9 protein-coding genes are annotated in these 16,389 nt (G+C 67.3%); 5 read left to right on the top strand and 4 right to left on the bottom strand.

The window, feature by feature from the left end; genetic code table 11:
- The coding region (locus HUW62_RS37515) for a pitrilysin family protein (RefSeq protein ID WP_176437144.1) at nt 1-2,739 on the top strand (2,739 nt) is incomplete at its 5' end.
- Nucleotides 2,740-2,868: 129 nt separating this feature from the next.
- On the opposite strand, the gene HUW62_RS49255 is transcribed toward HUW62_RS37515, so the two are convergent.
- Entirely contained in the window at nt 2,869-3,333 is a 465-nt protein-coding gene (locus HUW62_RS49255) for a ClpX C4-type zinc finger protein (protein ID WP_240356819.1), read from the bottom strand.
- A gap of 158 nt (nt 3,334-3,491) precedes the next feature.
- Nucleotides 3,492-4,724, bottom strand: coding sequence for a multidrug effflux MFS transporter (locus HUW62_RS37505; RefSeq protein ID WP_176437143.1), 1,233 nt, complete (start codon nt 4,722-4,724; stop codon nt 3,492-3,494).
- Between the two features lie 840 nt (nt 4,725-5,564).
- Here HUW62_RS37505 and mnmG point away from each other — a divergent pair.
- From mnmG to HUW62_RS37485, 4 genes are all read left to right on the top strand, one after another.
- Nucleotides 5,565-7,412, top strand: coding sequence for a tRNA uridine-5-carboxymethylaminomethyl(34) synthesis enzyme MnmG (mnmG, locus tag HUW62_RS37500; protein WP_176437142.1), 1,848 nt, complete (start codon nt 5,565-5,567; stop codon nt 7,410-7,412).
- Nucleotides 7,413-7,510: 98 nt separating this feature from the next.
- Nucleotides 7,511-8,164 carry a 16S rRNA (guanine(527)-N(7))-methyltransferase RsmG gene (rsmG, locus tag HUW62_RS37495; RefSeq protein ID WP_163868625.1) on the top strand — a complete coding sequence of 218 codons (654 nt, stop codon included), beginning with the start codon at nt 7,511-7,513 and terminating at the stop codon, nt 8,162-8,164.
- Nucleotides 8,165-8,320: 156 nt separating this feature from the next.
- Nucleotides 8,321-8,989: a hypothetical protein gene (locus tag HUW62_RS37490; RefSeq protein ID WP_255203873.1), complete on the top strand. Its 669-nt coding sequence runs from the start codon at nt 8,321-8,323 to the stop codon at nt 8,987-8,989.
- A 222-nt stretch (nt 8,990-9,211) separates the two neighbouring features.
- Nucleotides 9,212-9,604, top strand: coding sequence for a VOC family protein (locus HUW62_RS37485; RefSeq protein WP_163868624.1), 393 nt, complete (start codon nt 9,212-9,214; stop codon nt 9,602-9,604).
- Between the two features lie 41 nt (nt 9,605-9,645).
- On the opposite strand, the gene HUW62_RS37480 is transcribed toward HUW62_RS37485, so the two are convergent.
- On the bottom strand, nt 9,646-10,530 hold the full coding sequence (locus tag HUW62_RS37480; protein ID WP_176437141.1) for a hypothetical protein: 885 nt from the start codon (nt 10,528-10,530) through the stop codon (nt 9,646-9,648).
- 5,630 nt (nt 10,531-16,160) lie between these two features.
- Nucleotides 16,161-16,389: hypothetical protein (locus HUW62_RS48185; protein ID WP_217911775.1), on the bottom strand; the 229-nt coding region annotated here is incomplete at its 5' end.

Genomic DNA, 16,389 nt, shown 5'->3' with positions numbered 1-16,389 from the left:
ACCCAGGACCCCGCCGCGAAGGCCGCTCCCGCGAAGGCCAAGGGCTCGGCGCTTGCTCCGGTGACGAGCGTGGAGGGCATCACCGAGTACCGCCTCGCCAATGGCATGCGCGTGCTCCTCTTCCCCGACCCCACCAAGCCCAACGTCACCGTGAACGTCACGTACTTCGTGGGCAGCAAGCACGAGGGCTACGGCGAGACGGGCATGGCCCACCTGCTCGAGCACCTGCTGTTCAAGGGCACGCCCACCACCAAGAACGTGCCCCAGGCGCTCACCGAGCGCGGCGCGCGTCCCAACGGCACCACGTGGCTGGACCGCACCAACTACTTCGAGACGCTGCCCGCCACCGACGAGAACCTGCGCTGGGCGCTGTCCTTCGAAGCCGACCGCATGGTCAACAGCTTCATCGCCAAGAAGGACCTCGACAGCGAGATGACCGTCGTCCGCAACGAGTTCGAGTCCGGCGAGAACGACCCGGGCAGCATCCTCCAGGAGCGCGTCCTCAGCGCCGCGTACATCTGGCACAGCTACGGCAAGTCGACCATCGGCGCGCGCTCCGATTTGGAGAACGTGCCCATCGACCGGCTCCAGGCCTTCTACCGGAAGTACTACCGCCCCGATAACGCCATGCTGGTGGTGGCCGGCCGCTTCGACGAGGCGAAGGCCCTGGGCTTCATCCAGTCCTCCTTCGGCAAGCTGAAGAAGCCCGCGGAGCCCCTGCCCGCCACGTACACCGCCGAGCCCACCCAGGATGGTGAGCGCGAGGTGACGCTGCGCCGCGTGGGCGACACCACCCTGCTCGCCAGCGTGTATCACGTGCCCGAGGGCGGCCACCCCGACTTCGCGGCCATCGACGTGCTGACGCTCGCGCTGGGCGACCACCCGTCGGGCCGTCTCTACAAGGCCCTGGTGGAGACGAAGAAGGCGTCGAACGTGTCCGCGTACAACTACCAGTTCCGCGACCCGGGCATCATCGGGTTCAGCGCGGACATGCGCGAGGACCAGCCCCTGGCCGCCGCGCGCGAGGTGCTGCTGAAGACGGTGGAGGACTCGGCGCGCACGCCCTTCACCGAGGAGGAGGTCTCCCGCGCGAAGGCGACGCTCGTGAAGATGATGGAGTTGACGCTGAACAACTCCGAGCGCGCCGCCATCGGCCTGTCCGAGTGGGCCGCCACCGGCGACTGGCGCCTGATGTTCCTGCACCGCGACCGCATCGAGGCGGTGAAGCCCGCGGACGTCACGCGCGTGGCGGCCACGTATCTCAAGGCCTCCAACCGCACGCTGGGCGCGTTCATCCCCACGGCGAAGCCGGAGCGCTCGGAGCTGCCGCCGCCGGTGGACATGGCGAAGATGATGGACGGCTACAAGGGCCGCGCCGCGGTGGCGCAGGGCGAGGCGTTCGACCCCTCCCCCGCCAACATCGAGGCGCGCGTGCAGCGCGGCGAGCTGCCGGGCGGCATGAAGTACGCGGTGCTGTCCAAGAAGACGCGCGGTGAGATGGTGAACGCGTCCCTGTCCTTCCACTGGGGCACGGAGGCGGCGCTGCGCGGGAAGGCGGACGCGGCGTCGTACGCGGGCCGCATGCTGATGCGCGGCACCAAGAAGCACACGCGGCAGCAAATCCAGGACGAGTTCGACAAGCTGAAGGCGCGCGTCGGCGTGGACGGGGGCCTGGCCGGAGCGTCGGTGTCCATCGAATGCCCGCGCGCGAGCCTGCCCAAGGTGCTGGCGCTGGTGGCCGAGATTCTTCGCGAGCCCTCCTTCGACGAGAAGGAGTTCGCCCTGCTCAAGCAGTCGCGGCTGGCGGACCTGGAGTCGCAGCGCAGCGAGCCGGAGACGCAGGGCAGCATCGCCTTCTGGCGGACGCTGTCGGGCCACTATGCGAAGGGCCACCCCTACTACGTGCCCACGCTCGATGAGCGCATCGCCGGCGCGAAGGACACCACGCTGGAGCAGGCCCGCGCCTTCCACAAGGCGTTCTACGGCGGCGCCAACGCGGAGCTGGCCGTGGTGGGTGACTTCGACTCGAAGGAGCTCGTGGCGGAGACCGGCAAGCTGTTCGGCGACTGGAAGAGCCCGGCGCCCTACGCGCGCGTGCCGGAGGTCTTCAACGACGTGGGGCCCAAGGCCGTGGCCCTGGAGACGCCGGACAAGGCGAACGCGTACTTCTACGCGGGGCAGACGCTCAAGCTGCGCGAGGACGACAAGGACTGGCCGGCGCTGATGCTCGGCAACTTCGTGCTCGGCGGCGGCTTCCTCAACTCGCGACTGGCCACGCGCATCCGCCAGAAGGACGGCCTGTCCTACGGGGTCGCCAGCAACATCGACCCGGGTGATTTGGACGCGGTGGGCACGTTCATCACCTACGCCATCTACGCGCCGGAGAACGCGAGTCGGCTCGAGACGGCGATGCGCGAGGAAGTGACGAACGTGCTGCAGAAGGACTACTCGGCGGAGGAACTGGAGAAGGCTCGCGCGGGTCTGCTGGAGTACCGGCAGGCGGCTCGGGCGCAGGATGGCAATCTGGCGCGCAAGCTCTCCAGCTACCTGTACCTGGGACGCACCCTCACCTTCGACGCGGGCGTGGAGCAGCAGCTCTCCAAGCTCAAGCCGACCGACGTGCGTCAGGCCATGTCGCGACACCTGGACTGGACGAAGGTCACCCAGGTGAAGGCCGGTGACTTCGCCACCGCGGAGAAGAAGGCGAAGGCCCCCGTGCCCGCTCAGGCCGCGCCGTGACGCGGTGACGGCTCGCCCTTCACCGGGTTGAGCACCCAGCCCCGAGGTGCCCATGTGTGGCGCCTCGGGGCTTTTTCATGTCCGCGCGCGGGGGCTGTGAGCGACGTGGGTGCGGACCTCGCCGACGCCTTATTTCGAGGCGGTCTTCTTCTTCTGCTTTTTGATGATGTCGTTGCACAGGCCGACGCATTCGTCGCAGATATAGGCGTTCTCGCTTGCGATGAGATGTCTCACCTCGCGCTGGTACTTCTCGCAGAACGTGCATTGGAGGTTGATGCCGGGGAATGGGCTCTTCATGGCGTCGGCGATTTTGTCGAGCCACAGAGAGCTCCACTGCGCCAGCGCTCTCTCCGCGTCTCCGGGAGGGACCTGGTAGTCCCTCCATTCGTGGACCGTGGTCTTCTCCATGCGCGCCCAGCTCCCATCCGGCGCCACATTCAGGGCCCAGGTGCCGGGCTTGCGCTGACCGTTCTCGTAGACGCCCAGATGCACCACCAGGCCGTCTGGACCGAGCTCCGCGTAGAGCCCCTCCTTCCGGTCGAATGAGACGCCCTCCGGCAACCGCGAGCGGTCGAACCGTTCCTTCTTGTCCATGCGGTGGCACCTCTTCCCGCGAGGCAGATGGAGGAGAGGACCCACGTCGGTGCGGGAACCCGAGGGTCCACACGAGAAGATAGCCTGTTCATGAGAGGATTTTGCTCGAGATGGCACGTGCGGGCGACGGGCTCGACGTCACATTTCACACATCACGTTCACCCGACACGTGAGGCCGCTGGCTCCGTGCTCGCGGCCCGCGTGCGTGCCCGGTGGCCCAGGACGCCAGACAGCCACGCCAGCACCGCCGCCGCCAGCACCACGCCGCCCATGGGCTTCGCTGTGTTGTCATTGAGCACGCTCACCGCCCAGGACGCGGAGGCCGCGGCGGTGAACTGGAGCGCGCCCAGCACCGCGGACGCGAGGCCCGCATGCGCGGCGTGTCGCTCCAACGCGATGGCGGCGGAGTTCGGACCCACCAGACCGAGCGTCGGAACGAAGAGGAACAGCGCGGCGGCAATCCCCCAGAAGCCCCCTACCCCACTCCACGTGACTGCCATCACCCCCGCCGCCGTCACCACATACAGCGTCAATGCCAGACGCAACAGCCGGTGCAACGGAATGTGGCGCAGCAGCTTGCGATTGAGCTGCGCCATCGCCACCAGCCCCACCGCGTTCGCACCGAAGAACCAACCGAAGTCCTGTTCCCTCACCCCGTGCAACGTGATGAACACGAACGGCGCACCCGCGATGTATGCGAACATTCCCGCGTACGCGAAGCCACCCGCGAGCGCCGGGCCCACGAAATCCGCGTCCCGCAGCAATTCGCCCAGGCGCGCACGCATGCTCTTCGTCTTGGAGTGCTCGGGCGCTGTCTCCGGCAACACCTTCCAGGTCGCGACCAGGGCAGCCGCGCCAATGATTGCGAGCAACACGAAGATGACCCGCCAGCTCGTGTGCTGGAGCACGAAGCCACCCAGCAGCGGCGCGAGCACGGGCGCCACGCCCACCACCAACATCAAGCGCGACATCGTCCGCGCCGCTTCAGCGCCGGACCACAAGTCCCGCACCACCGCGCGCGGCGCCACCAACGCCACCGCGCCGCCCAACGCCTGGAAGAAGCGCATCGCCACCAACGCCGTCGCCGTGGGCGCGAGCGCACAGCCGAGCGAGCCCAGCACATACACCGCCAGCCCCGCGTACAGCGGCCGTGTCCGTCCGAACCGGTCGATGAGCGGCCCGGTGAAGAGCTGCCCCAACGCCAGCCCCGCGAAGCACGACGCGAGCGTGAGCTGGATGATGGACTGCGTCGACTGCAAGTCCTGCGCGATGCGTGGCAGCGCGGGCAGGTACATGTCGATGGACAGCGGCGCGAACGCGGTGAGCGTCCCTAACAGCAACTCCAGCGACAACGTGCCTGACGGGGGCGACTTCTTCGTGAGGGCGTTCATGCCATCCCAGATGTGAGGTGCGCACCGCGACGCGCGCGAGTTCGTGTCGGGCTCCGGATGTCGGGCAGACGACCTCTCGACGGGTCGCTCGCGAGCAACGCGGTGGCGACTCCCTGGGAGGTGCTCCGGAGCTTCATCATCGTGGACGCTGGATAGCGGCGCCGGCCCTGGCTGACCAGCACCACGAGGCGCCACGCAGCGTTCCATGCCGGGAACAATCCCCCCGCCTGGCTCCGGGACTCGGCGATGGCGGGGGAGGGGAGTGCCTGGGACCTACGTCCGCGCCCACTCACCTCCAGAGGGGCCGGCCCGGCGAAAGCCGGCATGTCAGACCCCTCGGTTATTCATATCCCCGTCGCGCACACGGGGGTGCAGGACCCTTCGGAGTCTCGAGCTCGAGTTTACCGTCGCGCCCTCACCGCCACGGTCCCAGGTCCGCCCTCCGTGTGTGCGACACCATGAAGTCAAAGCGCGCGAGGCGGCAGGGGCCCTCTCGCACGCAAGGGGGAAGGGGCGCCGCGCGAAGACGCGGGGCCTCCGAGGTACCGGCGACGCCTTCGGGCCCGCCCGACATTTTTGAATCGCCATCCAGGCCGGAGGGAAAGCCCGTCGCACGGGACTGACTTTCCGGAGGATGGCCGGTGCGCGCGAGGCAGGCAGCCCTCAACCCCTCCCACTGCCCGCCTCGCGCGCTCCCGTAAACCTTCCCTTTGCTTGCCAAGGGGGCGCACCGGAGACATAGGGACTCGACAGGTCGCGGCGCGCGGAGCCAGGGTGCTCGGTGCCATGACGGAGCGGGCCCGAGTCAGGTCCCGAAGCCCTCCGGCGACCTCGTGAGCGATGGGACTCCGGTACGACGTCATCGTGGTGGGCCTGGGCCATGCGGGCTGTGAGGCGGCGCTCGCCTGCGCACGCCTGGGCCTGGCCACGCTGGGAATCACCCTCAAGCGCGAGCGCTCCGCGGTGATGAGCTGCAACCCCGCCGTGGGTGGCACCGCCAAGGGCCACCTGGTGCGGGAGTTGGATTCGCTCGGCGGACAGATGGGGCGCGTGGCGGACCTTGCCGGCACCCACTTCAAGACGCTCAACGCCTCGAAGGGCCCCGCCGTCCAGGCGACTCGCGTGCTGTGCGACCGCGAGCAGTACTCCGCCCTGATGCAGTCCGTCCTCTTCACCCAGCCGAACCTCACCGTGCTCGAGGGCGAGGTCTCCACGCTCGTCGTCGAGGACGCTCGGGTGAAGGGCGTGCTGCTCGGCGACGGCACGCAGGTGTCCGCGTCGGCGGTGTTGCTCACCACGGGCACCTTCCTCCAGGCGCTGATGCACGTGGGGGAGAAGAAAGAGGTGGGCGGACGCCTGGGCGACGACGCGGCTCGCGGCCTGTCTGATTCGCTGCGCGCGCTCGGCTTCACGCTGGGCCGCTTCAAGACGGGGACACCGGCGCGGCTGGCGCGCGCGAGCATCGACTGGGACGCGGTGCAGCCGCAGCACGGTGACTTCCCGGCGCGTCCGTTCTCCTGGCGCACGCGCGAGGAGGGGGCCCGAGGCGTGCCGTTCCCGCGTCAGCCCTCGGTGACGTGCGGCATCACGGCCACCACGCTCCAGACGCACCGCGTGCTGCGCGACAACCTCCACCGCTCGCCGCTGTACCAGGGGGAGATTGTCGGGCGGGGGCCGCGCTACTGCCCGTCGCTGGAGGACAAGGTGGTGCGCTTCGCGGAGCGCGAGCGGCATCAGGTCTTCCTGGAGCCCGAGGGGCCGGACTCGCCGCTGGTGTACCCGGCGGGCCTGTCCACCAGCCTTCCCGCGGACGTGCAGCTCGACTTCCTGCGCACCATCCCCGGACTGGAGCGCGTGGAGGTCATCCGCTACGGCTACGCGGTGGAGTACGACTACTCACCGCCCACGCAGCTCAAGCCCACGCTGGAGACGAAGTCCATCGCGGGCCTGTTCTTCGCGGGCCAGCTCAATGGCACGTCGGGCTACGAGGAGGCCGCCTTCCAGGGCCTGTGGGCCGGGCTCAACGCGGGCCTTCAAGTGAAGGGCGAATCGCCGCTGCTGCTCGGCCGCGACGAGGCGCATGGCGCGGTGCTGGTGGATGACCTGGTGACGAAGGGCGTGGACGAGCCGTTCCGCATGTTCACCAGTCGCTCCGAGCACCGGCTGCGATTGCGCGAAGGCAACGCGGACCTGCGGCTGGCCCGTCACGGGCACCGCGTGGGGTTGTTGCCGCGCGAGGCGTTGGAGCGTGCGGAGGCGCGCGGTCGCGAGGTGGCCGGGGAAGTGGCGCGGCTCAAGCGCACGGGCCTCGCGGCGAGACTGAAGCGGCCCGAAGTCACGTATGCGCAGTTGGGGGAGGGGAGGGCGGACTGGCCCGTGGTGGCGGAGGACGTGGCCGAGGAGGTGGAGGTGGAGGTGAAGTACGAGGGCTACATCGCCCAGGCGGCGCGAGCGGCGGCGCGCGAGTCGGAGGCGACGGACCGGTGGCGGATTCCGGAGGGCTTTCGCTTCACGGAGGTGCGGGGGCTGAGCAAGGAGGCGGCGGAGAAGCTCGGCGCGCACCGGCCTTCGACGGTGGGGCAGGCGCGGCGGATTCCGGGCCTGACGCCCACGGCCGTGTCGCTGTTGCTGGTGGCGCTCAAGCGCGTCTCGGGCCCCTCGGGCGGGGGCAATACCCCCCTGGAGTGATCAGAACAGGGGGTGTGGACAACGTGTGGACAACTTTGGGGATGGGAATCCCCTGAATGATTCCGGAGGGTTATGGCCCTCTGCGCTGTGGAGGCGCTGTGGATAACACGAGGTTCGTAGATCTGCTGGCATCCGGCTGCCAGGCGTTGGGCGTGTCGGTGGGCGAGGACGTCGGGCCCCGGTTGCAGCGGCTGATGGCGGAGCTTTTGAAGTGGAACGCGAAGGTGAACCTCACGGCGATTACGGCGCCGGAGGAGGTGCTGGAGAAGCACTTCCTGGACTCGCTCGCGGTGTTGCCGGAGGTGACGGGCGCGGCGTCGTTGTTGGATTTGGGCGCGGGTGCGGGCTTCCCGGGACTGCCGTTGAAGATTGCGTTGCCGGCGCTCGGCGTGACGTTGGTGGACACGGTGGGCAAGAAGGTCGCGTTCATCAAGGCCGCGTCGGCGAGCCTCGGGTTGCAAGGCGTGCGTGGGTTGCACGCGCGCGCGGAAGGGACGCCGGAGACGGAAGGGATTCCCCGCGCGGAGCTGTTGATTGCGCGAGCGTTCAGGGACCTGCCGGACTGGCTGGCGTTGGCGCCGGCGTATGTGGAGCAGGGGGGCCGCGTGGTGGCGATGCTCGGCAAGTCGCAGTCGGACGCGGAACTGGCGGCGCGCGCCGAGGAGCGACAGCTGCGAGTGGTCTCCGCGAGGGCGTACCGGCTGCCGTTCTCTGGTGCCGAGCGTCAGGTCGCGGTGTTCGCGAAGCAGTAGGGCAGGGGAGGGCGGGCTCGCGCGTGCACCGTGGAGGTGCGCGCGTGGCGCCATGCGGACAACTGCCATCCAGTATCAGTTGCTGAGGTGCCGTGGGAGTGAGCGAGCGGGCAGGTGGAGAGGGACCTCGTTAGCTTCAGTGCGGAGGTGCCTCGCATGCAGCCGATTCCGACGGACCGGCCGGTGGTCTGGGGTGGCGACGAGCCCCTCGAAAGTGAAGTCGCGGCGGCCCGAGTGTCCCGCGCCGACTTCGAGCGACGCTGGGGACCTCCGCATTTCCGAGACGTGGAGGGGGATGGCCTCGGTCCCACTGACTACTGGGGTTGGCGCGCGGACTGCGGCTTCCAGTTCTTCGTCTTCTATCTGCAGGTCACTGACGATTTTCATGTCATGACCTCGGAGGAGGAGTTGAGCCATGCGCTCGCGCATCTCGACTGGTGGCGCGACGAGGTGGTGTGGCGGGCCAACCCTGGAGCGCCGCCGCTGACGGATGGCTGGGCGGTGTACCGACAGGACGACACGGGTCATCGCCATGATGTCTGTGTGATGACGAGCCGAGGACATGCGGAGTGCCTGGCGCGTCGGATGGAGGCTCGGGCGCACAAGCAGTGGTACGCCGTCGAGCAGCGTGGAACACCGCCCGTGCGGCAGTCCCGCCTGCGTCAGGGTTGGGCCGTGATTCGGCAGGACGAGCACGGCAACCGGGCGGAGGTGGCGGTATTTCGGACCGAGCGTCGCGCGCGGGAGCTGGCCGCCGCGTACGAGTCCGAGCCTCGGCACAAACAGGCGTACTTCGTGGAGCCCGTGTCTCCTCCGAATCCGTGAGGTGGCGGCGAGGGTTTCTCGCGTGAGCCCATCGCCCACGGCTCTGACGCGTTGGCCTTCTGCCATTGCCTTGCCGTGTGTGAACACGGGCGCCCGGGATGGCGCGATGCTTCCGCGACTTCATCGTGGACGGAGCGCTGCTCGTCATCGAGTGCGCACGCGTCACGACCGTGAGACGCGCGAGCCTTCATCGGGTTCGTTCGTGGTGAGGACGGACCTGGGATGGAGATGTGCAAGCTGCGAGTCGCTCGACCGACGCGAAGCCTGACGGCGGTGGTGCGGTTCTATCGAGAGGGGCTTGGCTTCGAACTCGTGGGAGGCTTCGAGGACCATGCGGGCTTCGACGGAGTGATGCTCGGCCAGGTGGGGACGCCGTACCATCTGGAGTTCACGGTGGAGCGCGGACACGAGGCGCCTCGCGCTCCCTCTCCGGAACACCTGCTGGTCTTCTACGTGCCGCGGCGCGCGGAGTGGGAAGCGCGGGTGAAGCGCATGGAGCAAGCGGGCTTCCAGCCAGTGCGCTCACACAACCCATACTGGGACGTGCACGGAAAGACCTTCGAGGACCCCGATGGATATCGCGTCGTGCTCTACCAGGGAGAGTGGGCGCGCTGAGCCGCGCGCCTGGTGAAGACGTGGGTCATGCGCCTTGGGAGTCAATCCAGGTCGCGCAGGAGTGTGTCGCGGTCCGCGATGAGCTTCTTGGAGTTGAGGTGCTTGCGAATCACTCGCGCCGCTTCCGCGCGGACCGTTGAGTCACGAAGTCGAGCGAGCCACTGCGTGCGCAGTGCTTCGAGCTGTTGTCGCTGGGGCAGGGGAGTCGATGCGAACCATTGCTCCAGCTCGAGGATGACGTCGGGACGGGGTGGCCGGACTGGAGGCTCCGCGACGAGGTCAGAGGGCTTCGGCGTGTATCGAAGCGAGGCCAGTTCATCGGAGAGCGGACCCCATGATTCGGCGAGTCCGCGCAGACTGATTCGGACCATGTCGAGCGGTGTTTCTTGTCGCGGGTCGGTGATGAGGCCCCAGTCGACGAGTCGTTGCTTCACGGCCTCGCGTCCGTGGACTTCGTCATGCGCTTCCTCGCCCAGGTGGGAAGTGCCCCAGACGTTGAATTGATGGTTGTGGAAGAAGATGGCGCTCTCGACATGGGCATCGCCGAAGACGCAGATGCCCAGGGGTTCGTCCGCGCCGAACAGGCGGCGGACTCGAAGGTCCCCGAGGATGACGAGGTACTCGGAGGTGTAGACGGTGTGCGCGATGAGGTTGCCGCGCACGAAGACGAGTCCGCCCGGGTTTTCGAACCAGCCATCGACGACCAGGTCCCCGTTGATGAACGTCGAGCCTCGGCTGTTCTCCAATTGGAGTGACGAGACGCGCCCGCCTGCGAACAGCCCGGCACCGCCGCCGCCGAAACCGTCGGAGAGGACCAGGGGGTCCACGTCCATGCCGTTGCCGGCGCTTCGTTGCCGGAAGGCCGCATAGGGACGGAGCACCTCGGCGGCTTCTTCGGGCGACAACCAGCGTTTGAGCGGGAGCACGGAGTGACCTTCGGGCGAGTGAGGTTTGCTTGTCGTCGCGAACGATGCGGCGTGGGCACGAAGCCTGTCGGCGTGCGGCCCATGCACTATCTCAAGGGTTCGAGCGCCACGGTCGCCGGGCCGTGATTCGACCTGCCATTCGCGCGGAAGCTGGCTCGGTATGGGGGCAGGGGAGGGAAGGTTGCCAGGTGGCCTGGAGGACTGGCGGTTTCTTCATGCGAGTGAGGGAGATGGTTGGAGGCTGCTTCGATTCAGGGTGATTGCCGTGCGAGAGCGCTCGCTTGATGGGTCGCTCGCTCAAACTGGGAGGGCCCCAGGGATTGGCCTGCCTGCTCGTGAGGCTTGAGGTGATGAATCAGCGGGGTCGAGCTTTGGAGTCAGGACGCGGCCTCCGTTGAATCGAACGCCGGAGCCAGGGCACGGACTCCGTTGCGGCGAGCGTTGGAGCAAGGACGTGGACTCCGTTGCATGAAGTGGTGTGGACACTCATCGCGCCGAGGTTTTTCGGTGTGCGCGGCGCGGCGTTTCGCGACTCCTGTTGTCGCAGCGTGCGCGTGACGCGAAGACCGTTCGCAACGGACGCGGTATCGAGTCCGTGGGGATTGAGCGCGCTTGTCCTCACGAGGGCCGCGTTCGGAAGACCCCTTGATTCAAGAGGTTCTCGGACACGGAAGAGCCTGCTCAGTTCGCAGGTCCGCGTGGTGCGGCATGCTGGAGTGCGGCGGCCCAAGCCAGGTCACGAGGTTGGAGGAGGAGCATGCCTGCATGCTCAGCGCTGCACGGCTGTCATGACTTGATGCGAGTGTCCAAGCATGTGCACGAGAGGCCCGTTGCGGATGCGGAGCTCCATGCCCTGGTTGATGCTCGTTCCACGTGGAACAGGGCCGATGCGGCGCCGTGTCAGCGTGGGCTCCGACCGCGAAGTTCGGAGTCGTCGTCTTGAGGTGAGGGCTTCGCTACCGGACGGTGTTCGAACGCGCGCGGGAAGTAGTCGCTCGTGGTCATGGGCCGAGACCTTCGAGCCTCACGACGTGAACTCCGTAGCGCGTGAATCGTGGGCCGGAAGGCGGTTCGGAGTGCGCGCATCCTGGAGGCTCGAGGCCACGGTTCGAACTCCATGTGCTCCAGCACATGGGCTGGGCCCGCACTCAGATGGTTCGTGGCGCGCGCCTGGGACTCCGTCGCGAGGCTCACTTGAGCCGGGTGGTCTTGTTTGTGAGGCGTGGGTTCCGGCCCAGATGCTGAGGCGCGAGCGATGGAGGCGGAGGGCTTGAGGTGACGAGAGTTGGCGCGAACTTCGATGCGACCCCTGTCCTGGTCAGGTCGGGGTGAGGTTGGCGCACTCGCGCGGCACGAGGATGTGAACGCACCCGGTTCGCGTGGCCATCGGATGTCCCCTCGCGTGGGGTTCCTTGAGCTTCTCGTTCGCGGGTCTTCGATGCGGGAGTGGCTGGGGAAGAGGAGTGGATGCCGTCCGCCACTTTCGGCCGCCTCCACGTTGCGCGAGCGATGGAGTCCGCGGGTGGTCCGGTCCTTTGGGTCAGTTTTCTGAAGTGAGGCCTCGCAGGTGATGCCGAGCAAGGCTCCTTTGGGTGGCGCGAGGCGCGGGTGAGGCGACTTCAACGAGGTGCCGCGCATGGCGTCGGCCGGCGAAGTGACGAGGCCTGCTGGTTGGTGGGGAGGGGAGGGGGCGCGCCAGTGGTTGGGGAATGGAGTGAGGTCCGGGTGCGGTGCCGGCATCACCTCGCGGGTTCCTGAAGCAGTGCCATGCCGTGGTGCGCCCCGCTCATGAGGGCTCGCGTGAGGTTGAGTCTCTGAACGGAGACGAGTTCATGGGGTGCGGCGACGCGCCGGTTCTTCTTGAGAGGTCGCCGACCCGAGGTGCTCGTGATGCCCTGCTCAGCGGTGTGCCCGTCATGAGTGTTCGCGCTGGTTGCTTCTCGTGAACGAAGGCGAGCAGCGGCAACCGCATCGTGATGGTCCCATCCACATCCATGCCCCAGGCTCACGGCTCCGGGTTCCGCGCGTCGCCCTGGTTCCGTGAGGTCGCCGAGGAGCTCCTTCATGGTTCCAGCGCTCATCGACTCGCGCGAAGAGCGAGCCACCTGGCGTTGCCGCGAGCCGCGTTCCACGTGGAACGGCGAAGAGCGCAGATGCGCACCCCGCGCTGGCCTTCACGTGGATGAAGTCGCTTCGTGGTGCCGCTCAGGCCGACTTGAGTGAGTTCTCAGCCATCCGGAGAGATGCCGTGCGCCGTGTTCCACGTGGAACGGCAACGAGGAGGCTGGGGCTAACCCTTCTTGGTGTTCGCATCTGGTCGATGAGGCTGCTTCGCGCCGCCGTGCATGGCGGGTCGCGAGAAGCGTCAGCCATCCGGAGAGGCCGTGCGCCGTGTTCCACGTGGAACGAGAAGAGGCGCGGATGGGCGTCGCGCGTTGGCCGTGCGTGGTTGAAGAGGCCGGCGCGAAGCTCCTCTCCGTTGCCGGCGTCGAACAACTCGCATGAGGCCTCAACCCACTCGAGATGCCGTGCGCCGTGTTCCACGTGGAACGAGAAGAGGCGCGGATGGGCGTCGTGGCCAGGCCGCGCGTGGTTGAGGAGGACACTGGGAAGTTGGCTCGCGTGCCCACGCCGGACAACGCGCTTGAGGGTTCGGCAGGCCAGCGATGCCGTGTTCCACGTGGAACGAGGAGAGGCTCGGATGGGCGCCGCGTGTCGGCCTCACGTGGTTGAAGAGAGCGCTGAGAAGCTCTTCCTCGTGCCCATGCCGGACAACGCGCTGGAAGCTTCGGTAGGCCAGCGATGCCGTGTTCCACGTGGAACGAGAAGAGGCTCGGATGAGCGCCGCGTGTCGGCCTCACGTGGTTGAAGAGAACGCGGAGAAATTCGTTCGCGCACCCACGCCGGACAACGCACTGGAAGCTTCGGCCAGCCAGCGATGGCGTGTTCCACGTGGAACGAGCAGAGGCTCGGATGGGCGCCGCGTGTTGGCCTCACGTGGTTGAAGAGGTGGCCGTGTAGTGCCCCTTTCAACGTGCCCGCGGCAGACAACTCGTGGTCGTTCAGCGATGCCGTGCGCCGTGTTCCACGTGGAACGAGAAGCGACCTGGACGCGCGCGTTGCCTTCTCCACCTTGCTTGATGAGGTGGTGGAGGAGTCGCTGCGTGGTGGCGGTTGCTGATGGTTCGCGGCGGATGCCGTGCGCCGTGTTCCACGTGGAACGAGTTCAACGTGGAGCGCGGTGATGCGCGGAGAAGTGAGGCAGCGGTGCGTGACCTGATGACGCCTTGCGAGCACGTGCGCTGGCGAGCATCTGTGTTCCACGTGGAACGCAGCTCGCTCCATGCGCCATGACCGAGCTCCGCCACCTCATCGATGAACGACCGAGGTCGGCATCCAGGGCTTCACGAGAAGCCCATCACCACCGCGTGTTTTCGCGAAGCGCGGTGATGGTGGAGACCTCTCGTGGGTGCGTGACGTGTGGCGCGTTCCACGTGGAACACGGTGGTGCGTGAACTAGAGGAAGAGGTCAGCCACCGGTGCTGAGCGGAGCCTCATGCATGCGCGTTCGTGTTCCACGTGGAACAGCGAAGAGGCATCACGCGCCACGTGTTGAGGCCTCGGTGAGAAGTGGTGCGTCAGTTCGCGCCGGCGCCATGGATGTGGCCGAGCGTCGTTGGTGCGACGCGAATCGTGTTCCACGTGGAACGGGAAAGCGGTCAGCGCGAGCCGCCGAAAACTGAGCTGACTCGATGCCGTGTTCCACGTGGAACGCGGAAGCCGTTCACGTGGAGCCGTGAACCATGGGCCAGCGGTTCGGCAACGCGGTGGTGGACCGTGGTCGATGTGGTTCAAGGACGGCGCCTCGTGTGGCGTTGCCGCGAGCAGTTGATGCGGCGTGAGTCGTGTTCCACGTGGAACGCGAAAGCGGCTGAACGGTGATGCGCGCGACAGGCTCGCGGCCTCGGCGATGTGGTGCTGAGGACCGTTGAGCAGGTTCTTCATGTGGAGGCCCTCGCGGTGGTTTGAAGCGTCGCGTGTCGTGTTCCACGTGGAGCGTGGATGCGCCCCGCGCGGTGATGCGCGTGACAGGCTCGCGGCCTCGGCGATGTGGTGCTGAGGACCGTTGAGCAGGTTCTTCATGTGGAGGCCTTCGCGGTGGCTTGAAGCGTCGCGTGTCGTGTTCCACGTGGAACGCGATGGCGTGCCGGAAGGACGGGGAGTCATCCGCGAAGACAGAGCGGGCCGCTGGGCTCGAGCCGATGACGTGGACTGGCAGATGTCCGGCTCGTGGTTGTCGTGCGTGAGTTCGCATGACGTGGCGGACGTTGCAGAGTCATCTGCCCGAACCCCATGAGACGCCGTGATGCCGTGCGCCGACGCGGTCCGCTGATGTGCAGCCGAAGCGCGCATCAGTGGACGTCGCGTTCCGCGTGGAGTTGGTGGCGTGACCGCGGTGGAGTCCTGATGGTGGAGATGAGGACTCACGAAGCCCGGTCCCGCACCAGGTTCCAACTGGAGTGGGTGGCGGTTCGGTCGGTCCTCGGATGTGGTGGTGATGCCGTGCGTTCAGGCTCGCCAGTTCTGGCGTGGAGCGAGCCGTGTGGTGGCCCGTGATTTCAAGTGCGGGTGCCGGACAACGCTTCGATGGCTTACGGCATCGGCGCCACGTGAGGTTCGTGTCTTGGGCTACGTGGTGCGCGAGACCAATTCGATGTCGAGCCGCTCAAGGTCGAGGCTGCCCACCACGGGTTCGCCAACTTGAGGGGGCACAAGTTGGAGGCAGGTGGAACGGCGGAGAGGTTCGTAGCGCATCGTCCCGATGGAGGCCGCAAGGGCCACCTGCGTTTCGACACCCAGCGCACGCACCGGTGCATCGCTTCAGGCCGAACGACGATGGGTGTGGCGAACCAGTTCACGTCAGCGCGGAGCCCGCGCACCAGACGGCGTGGCGAACGGGTCGGTGAATCGGTGGGGCAGTTCAAGCGGGCGCTTCTGACAGGGGGCTGATGGAGGCGGCATCAGCGGACACGGAAGCACCCACGTCATCGCTCAGGTGATGAATGTCGCGAACCGGTTCACGCCGCATCGGTGGGTAGCACCGTTCAGAGGTCGCCCATGCGCTTCATGACGCGTGGGCGATGGAGATGGCGAACCGGTTCCTGCGGAGACTCTCGTTGGTGCGTATCGGCGGGCATCACATCGGAGGGTGGTCGCGCGGCGATTCGTGGCGCGCGGGAGTTGGATGCGGCGAACCGGCGCATGCGGAGGTGCTCGATGAAGGCGCATCGCTGGGTGCCGCATTGATGGGCACCGCGCTTCACGGCCCGCAGTCGATGGAGGCGGCGAGTCGGTTCGTGTGGAGGTGCTCGATGAAGGCGCATCGCCGGGTGACGCACTGATTGGCACCGCACTTCATGGACCACGAGCGCGGATGGTGGCGAGCCGGTTGCGTGGAAGCTCTCGACGATGGCGCATCGATGAGCACCGCACCGGAAGGTGAGCGCTCAATGCGCCGGAGAACGGGTTCGCGTGGAGGCGCTCATCAATGACGCATCGGTGGCCGGTCACCACAGGGGAGGGTGGCCGCGCCTCATGTCGAACGGACCGTGGAGGTGTGCACAGGCCCGTCAGTGCTCGGCCTCGCGGTACGGAGTTGCTCCCGCGCTCCATCCCGAACGGGCGAGCGCCCTGGCGAACCGGGTCCAGCGATGACTTCCAACATCCCACCCAGAAACGGTCGCCACTTCGAACAGCACACGCACCGCCTCCATGGCGAACAGGTCACAGCGCTCAACCCGCTTCACGAAGACCCACCGCGATGAACCCGTCCCCGTCCCCGCGCGCGTGCCTCCACCC

Origin of the sequence: Myxococcus sp. AM011 (genome assembly GCF_013372595.1) — a bacterium.
Classification (GTDB): domain Bacteria; phylum Myxococcota; class Myxococcia; order Myxococcales; family Myxococcaceae; genus Myxococcus; species Myxococcus eversor.
The sequence above is the reverse complement of the archived record's forward strand: the minus strand, read 5'-3'. Positions and strand labels throughout refer to the sequence as shown.

What these genes read in the sequence shown, in the direction of transcription:
- HUW62_RS49255 (WP_240356819.1), bottom strand. Translation starts at nt 3,333, where the DNA reads ATGGACAAGAAGGAACGGTTCGACCGCTCGCGGTTGCCGGAGGGCGTC.
- HUW62_RS37505 (WP_176437143.1), bottom strand. Translation starts at nt 4,724, where the DNA reads ATGAACGCCCTCACGAAGAAGTCGCCCCCGTCAGGCACGTTGTCGCTG.
- mnmG (WP_176437142.1), top strand. Translation starts at nt 5,565, where the DNA reads ATGGGACTCCGGTACGACGTCATCGTGGTGGGCCTGGGCCATGCGGGC.
- HUW62_RS37490 (WP_255203873.1), top strand. Translation starts at nt 8,321, where the DNA reads ATGCAGCCGATTCCGACGGACCGGCCGGTGGTCTGGGGTGGCGACGAG.
- HUW62_RS37485 (WP_163868624.1), top strand. Translation starts at nt 9,212, where the DNA reads ATGGAGATGTGCAAGCTGCGAGTCGCTCGACCGACGCGAAGCCTGACG.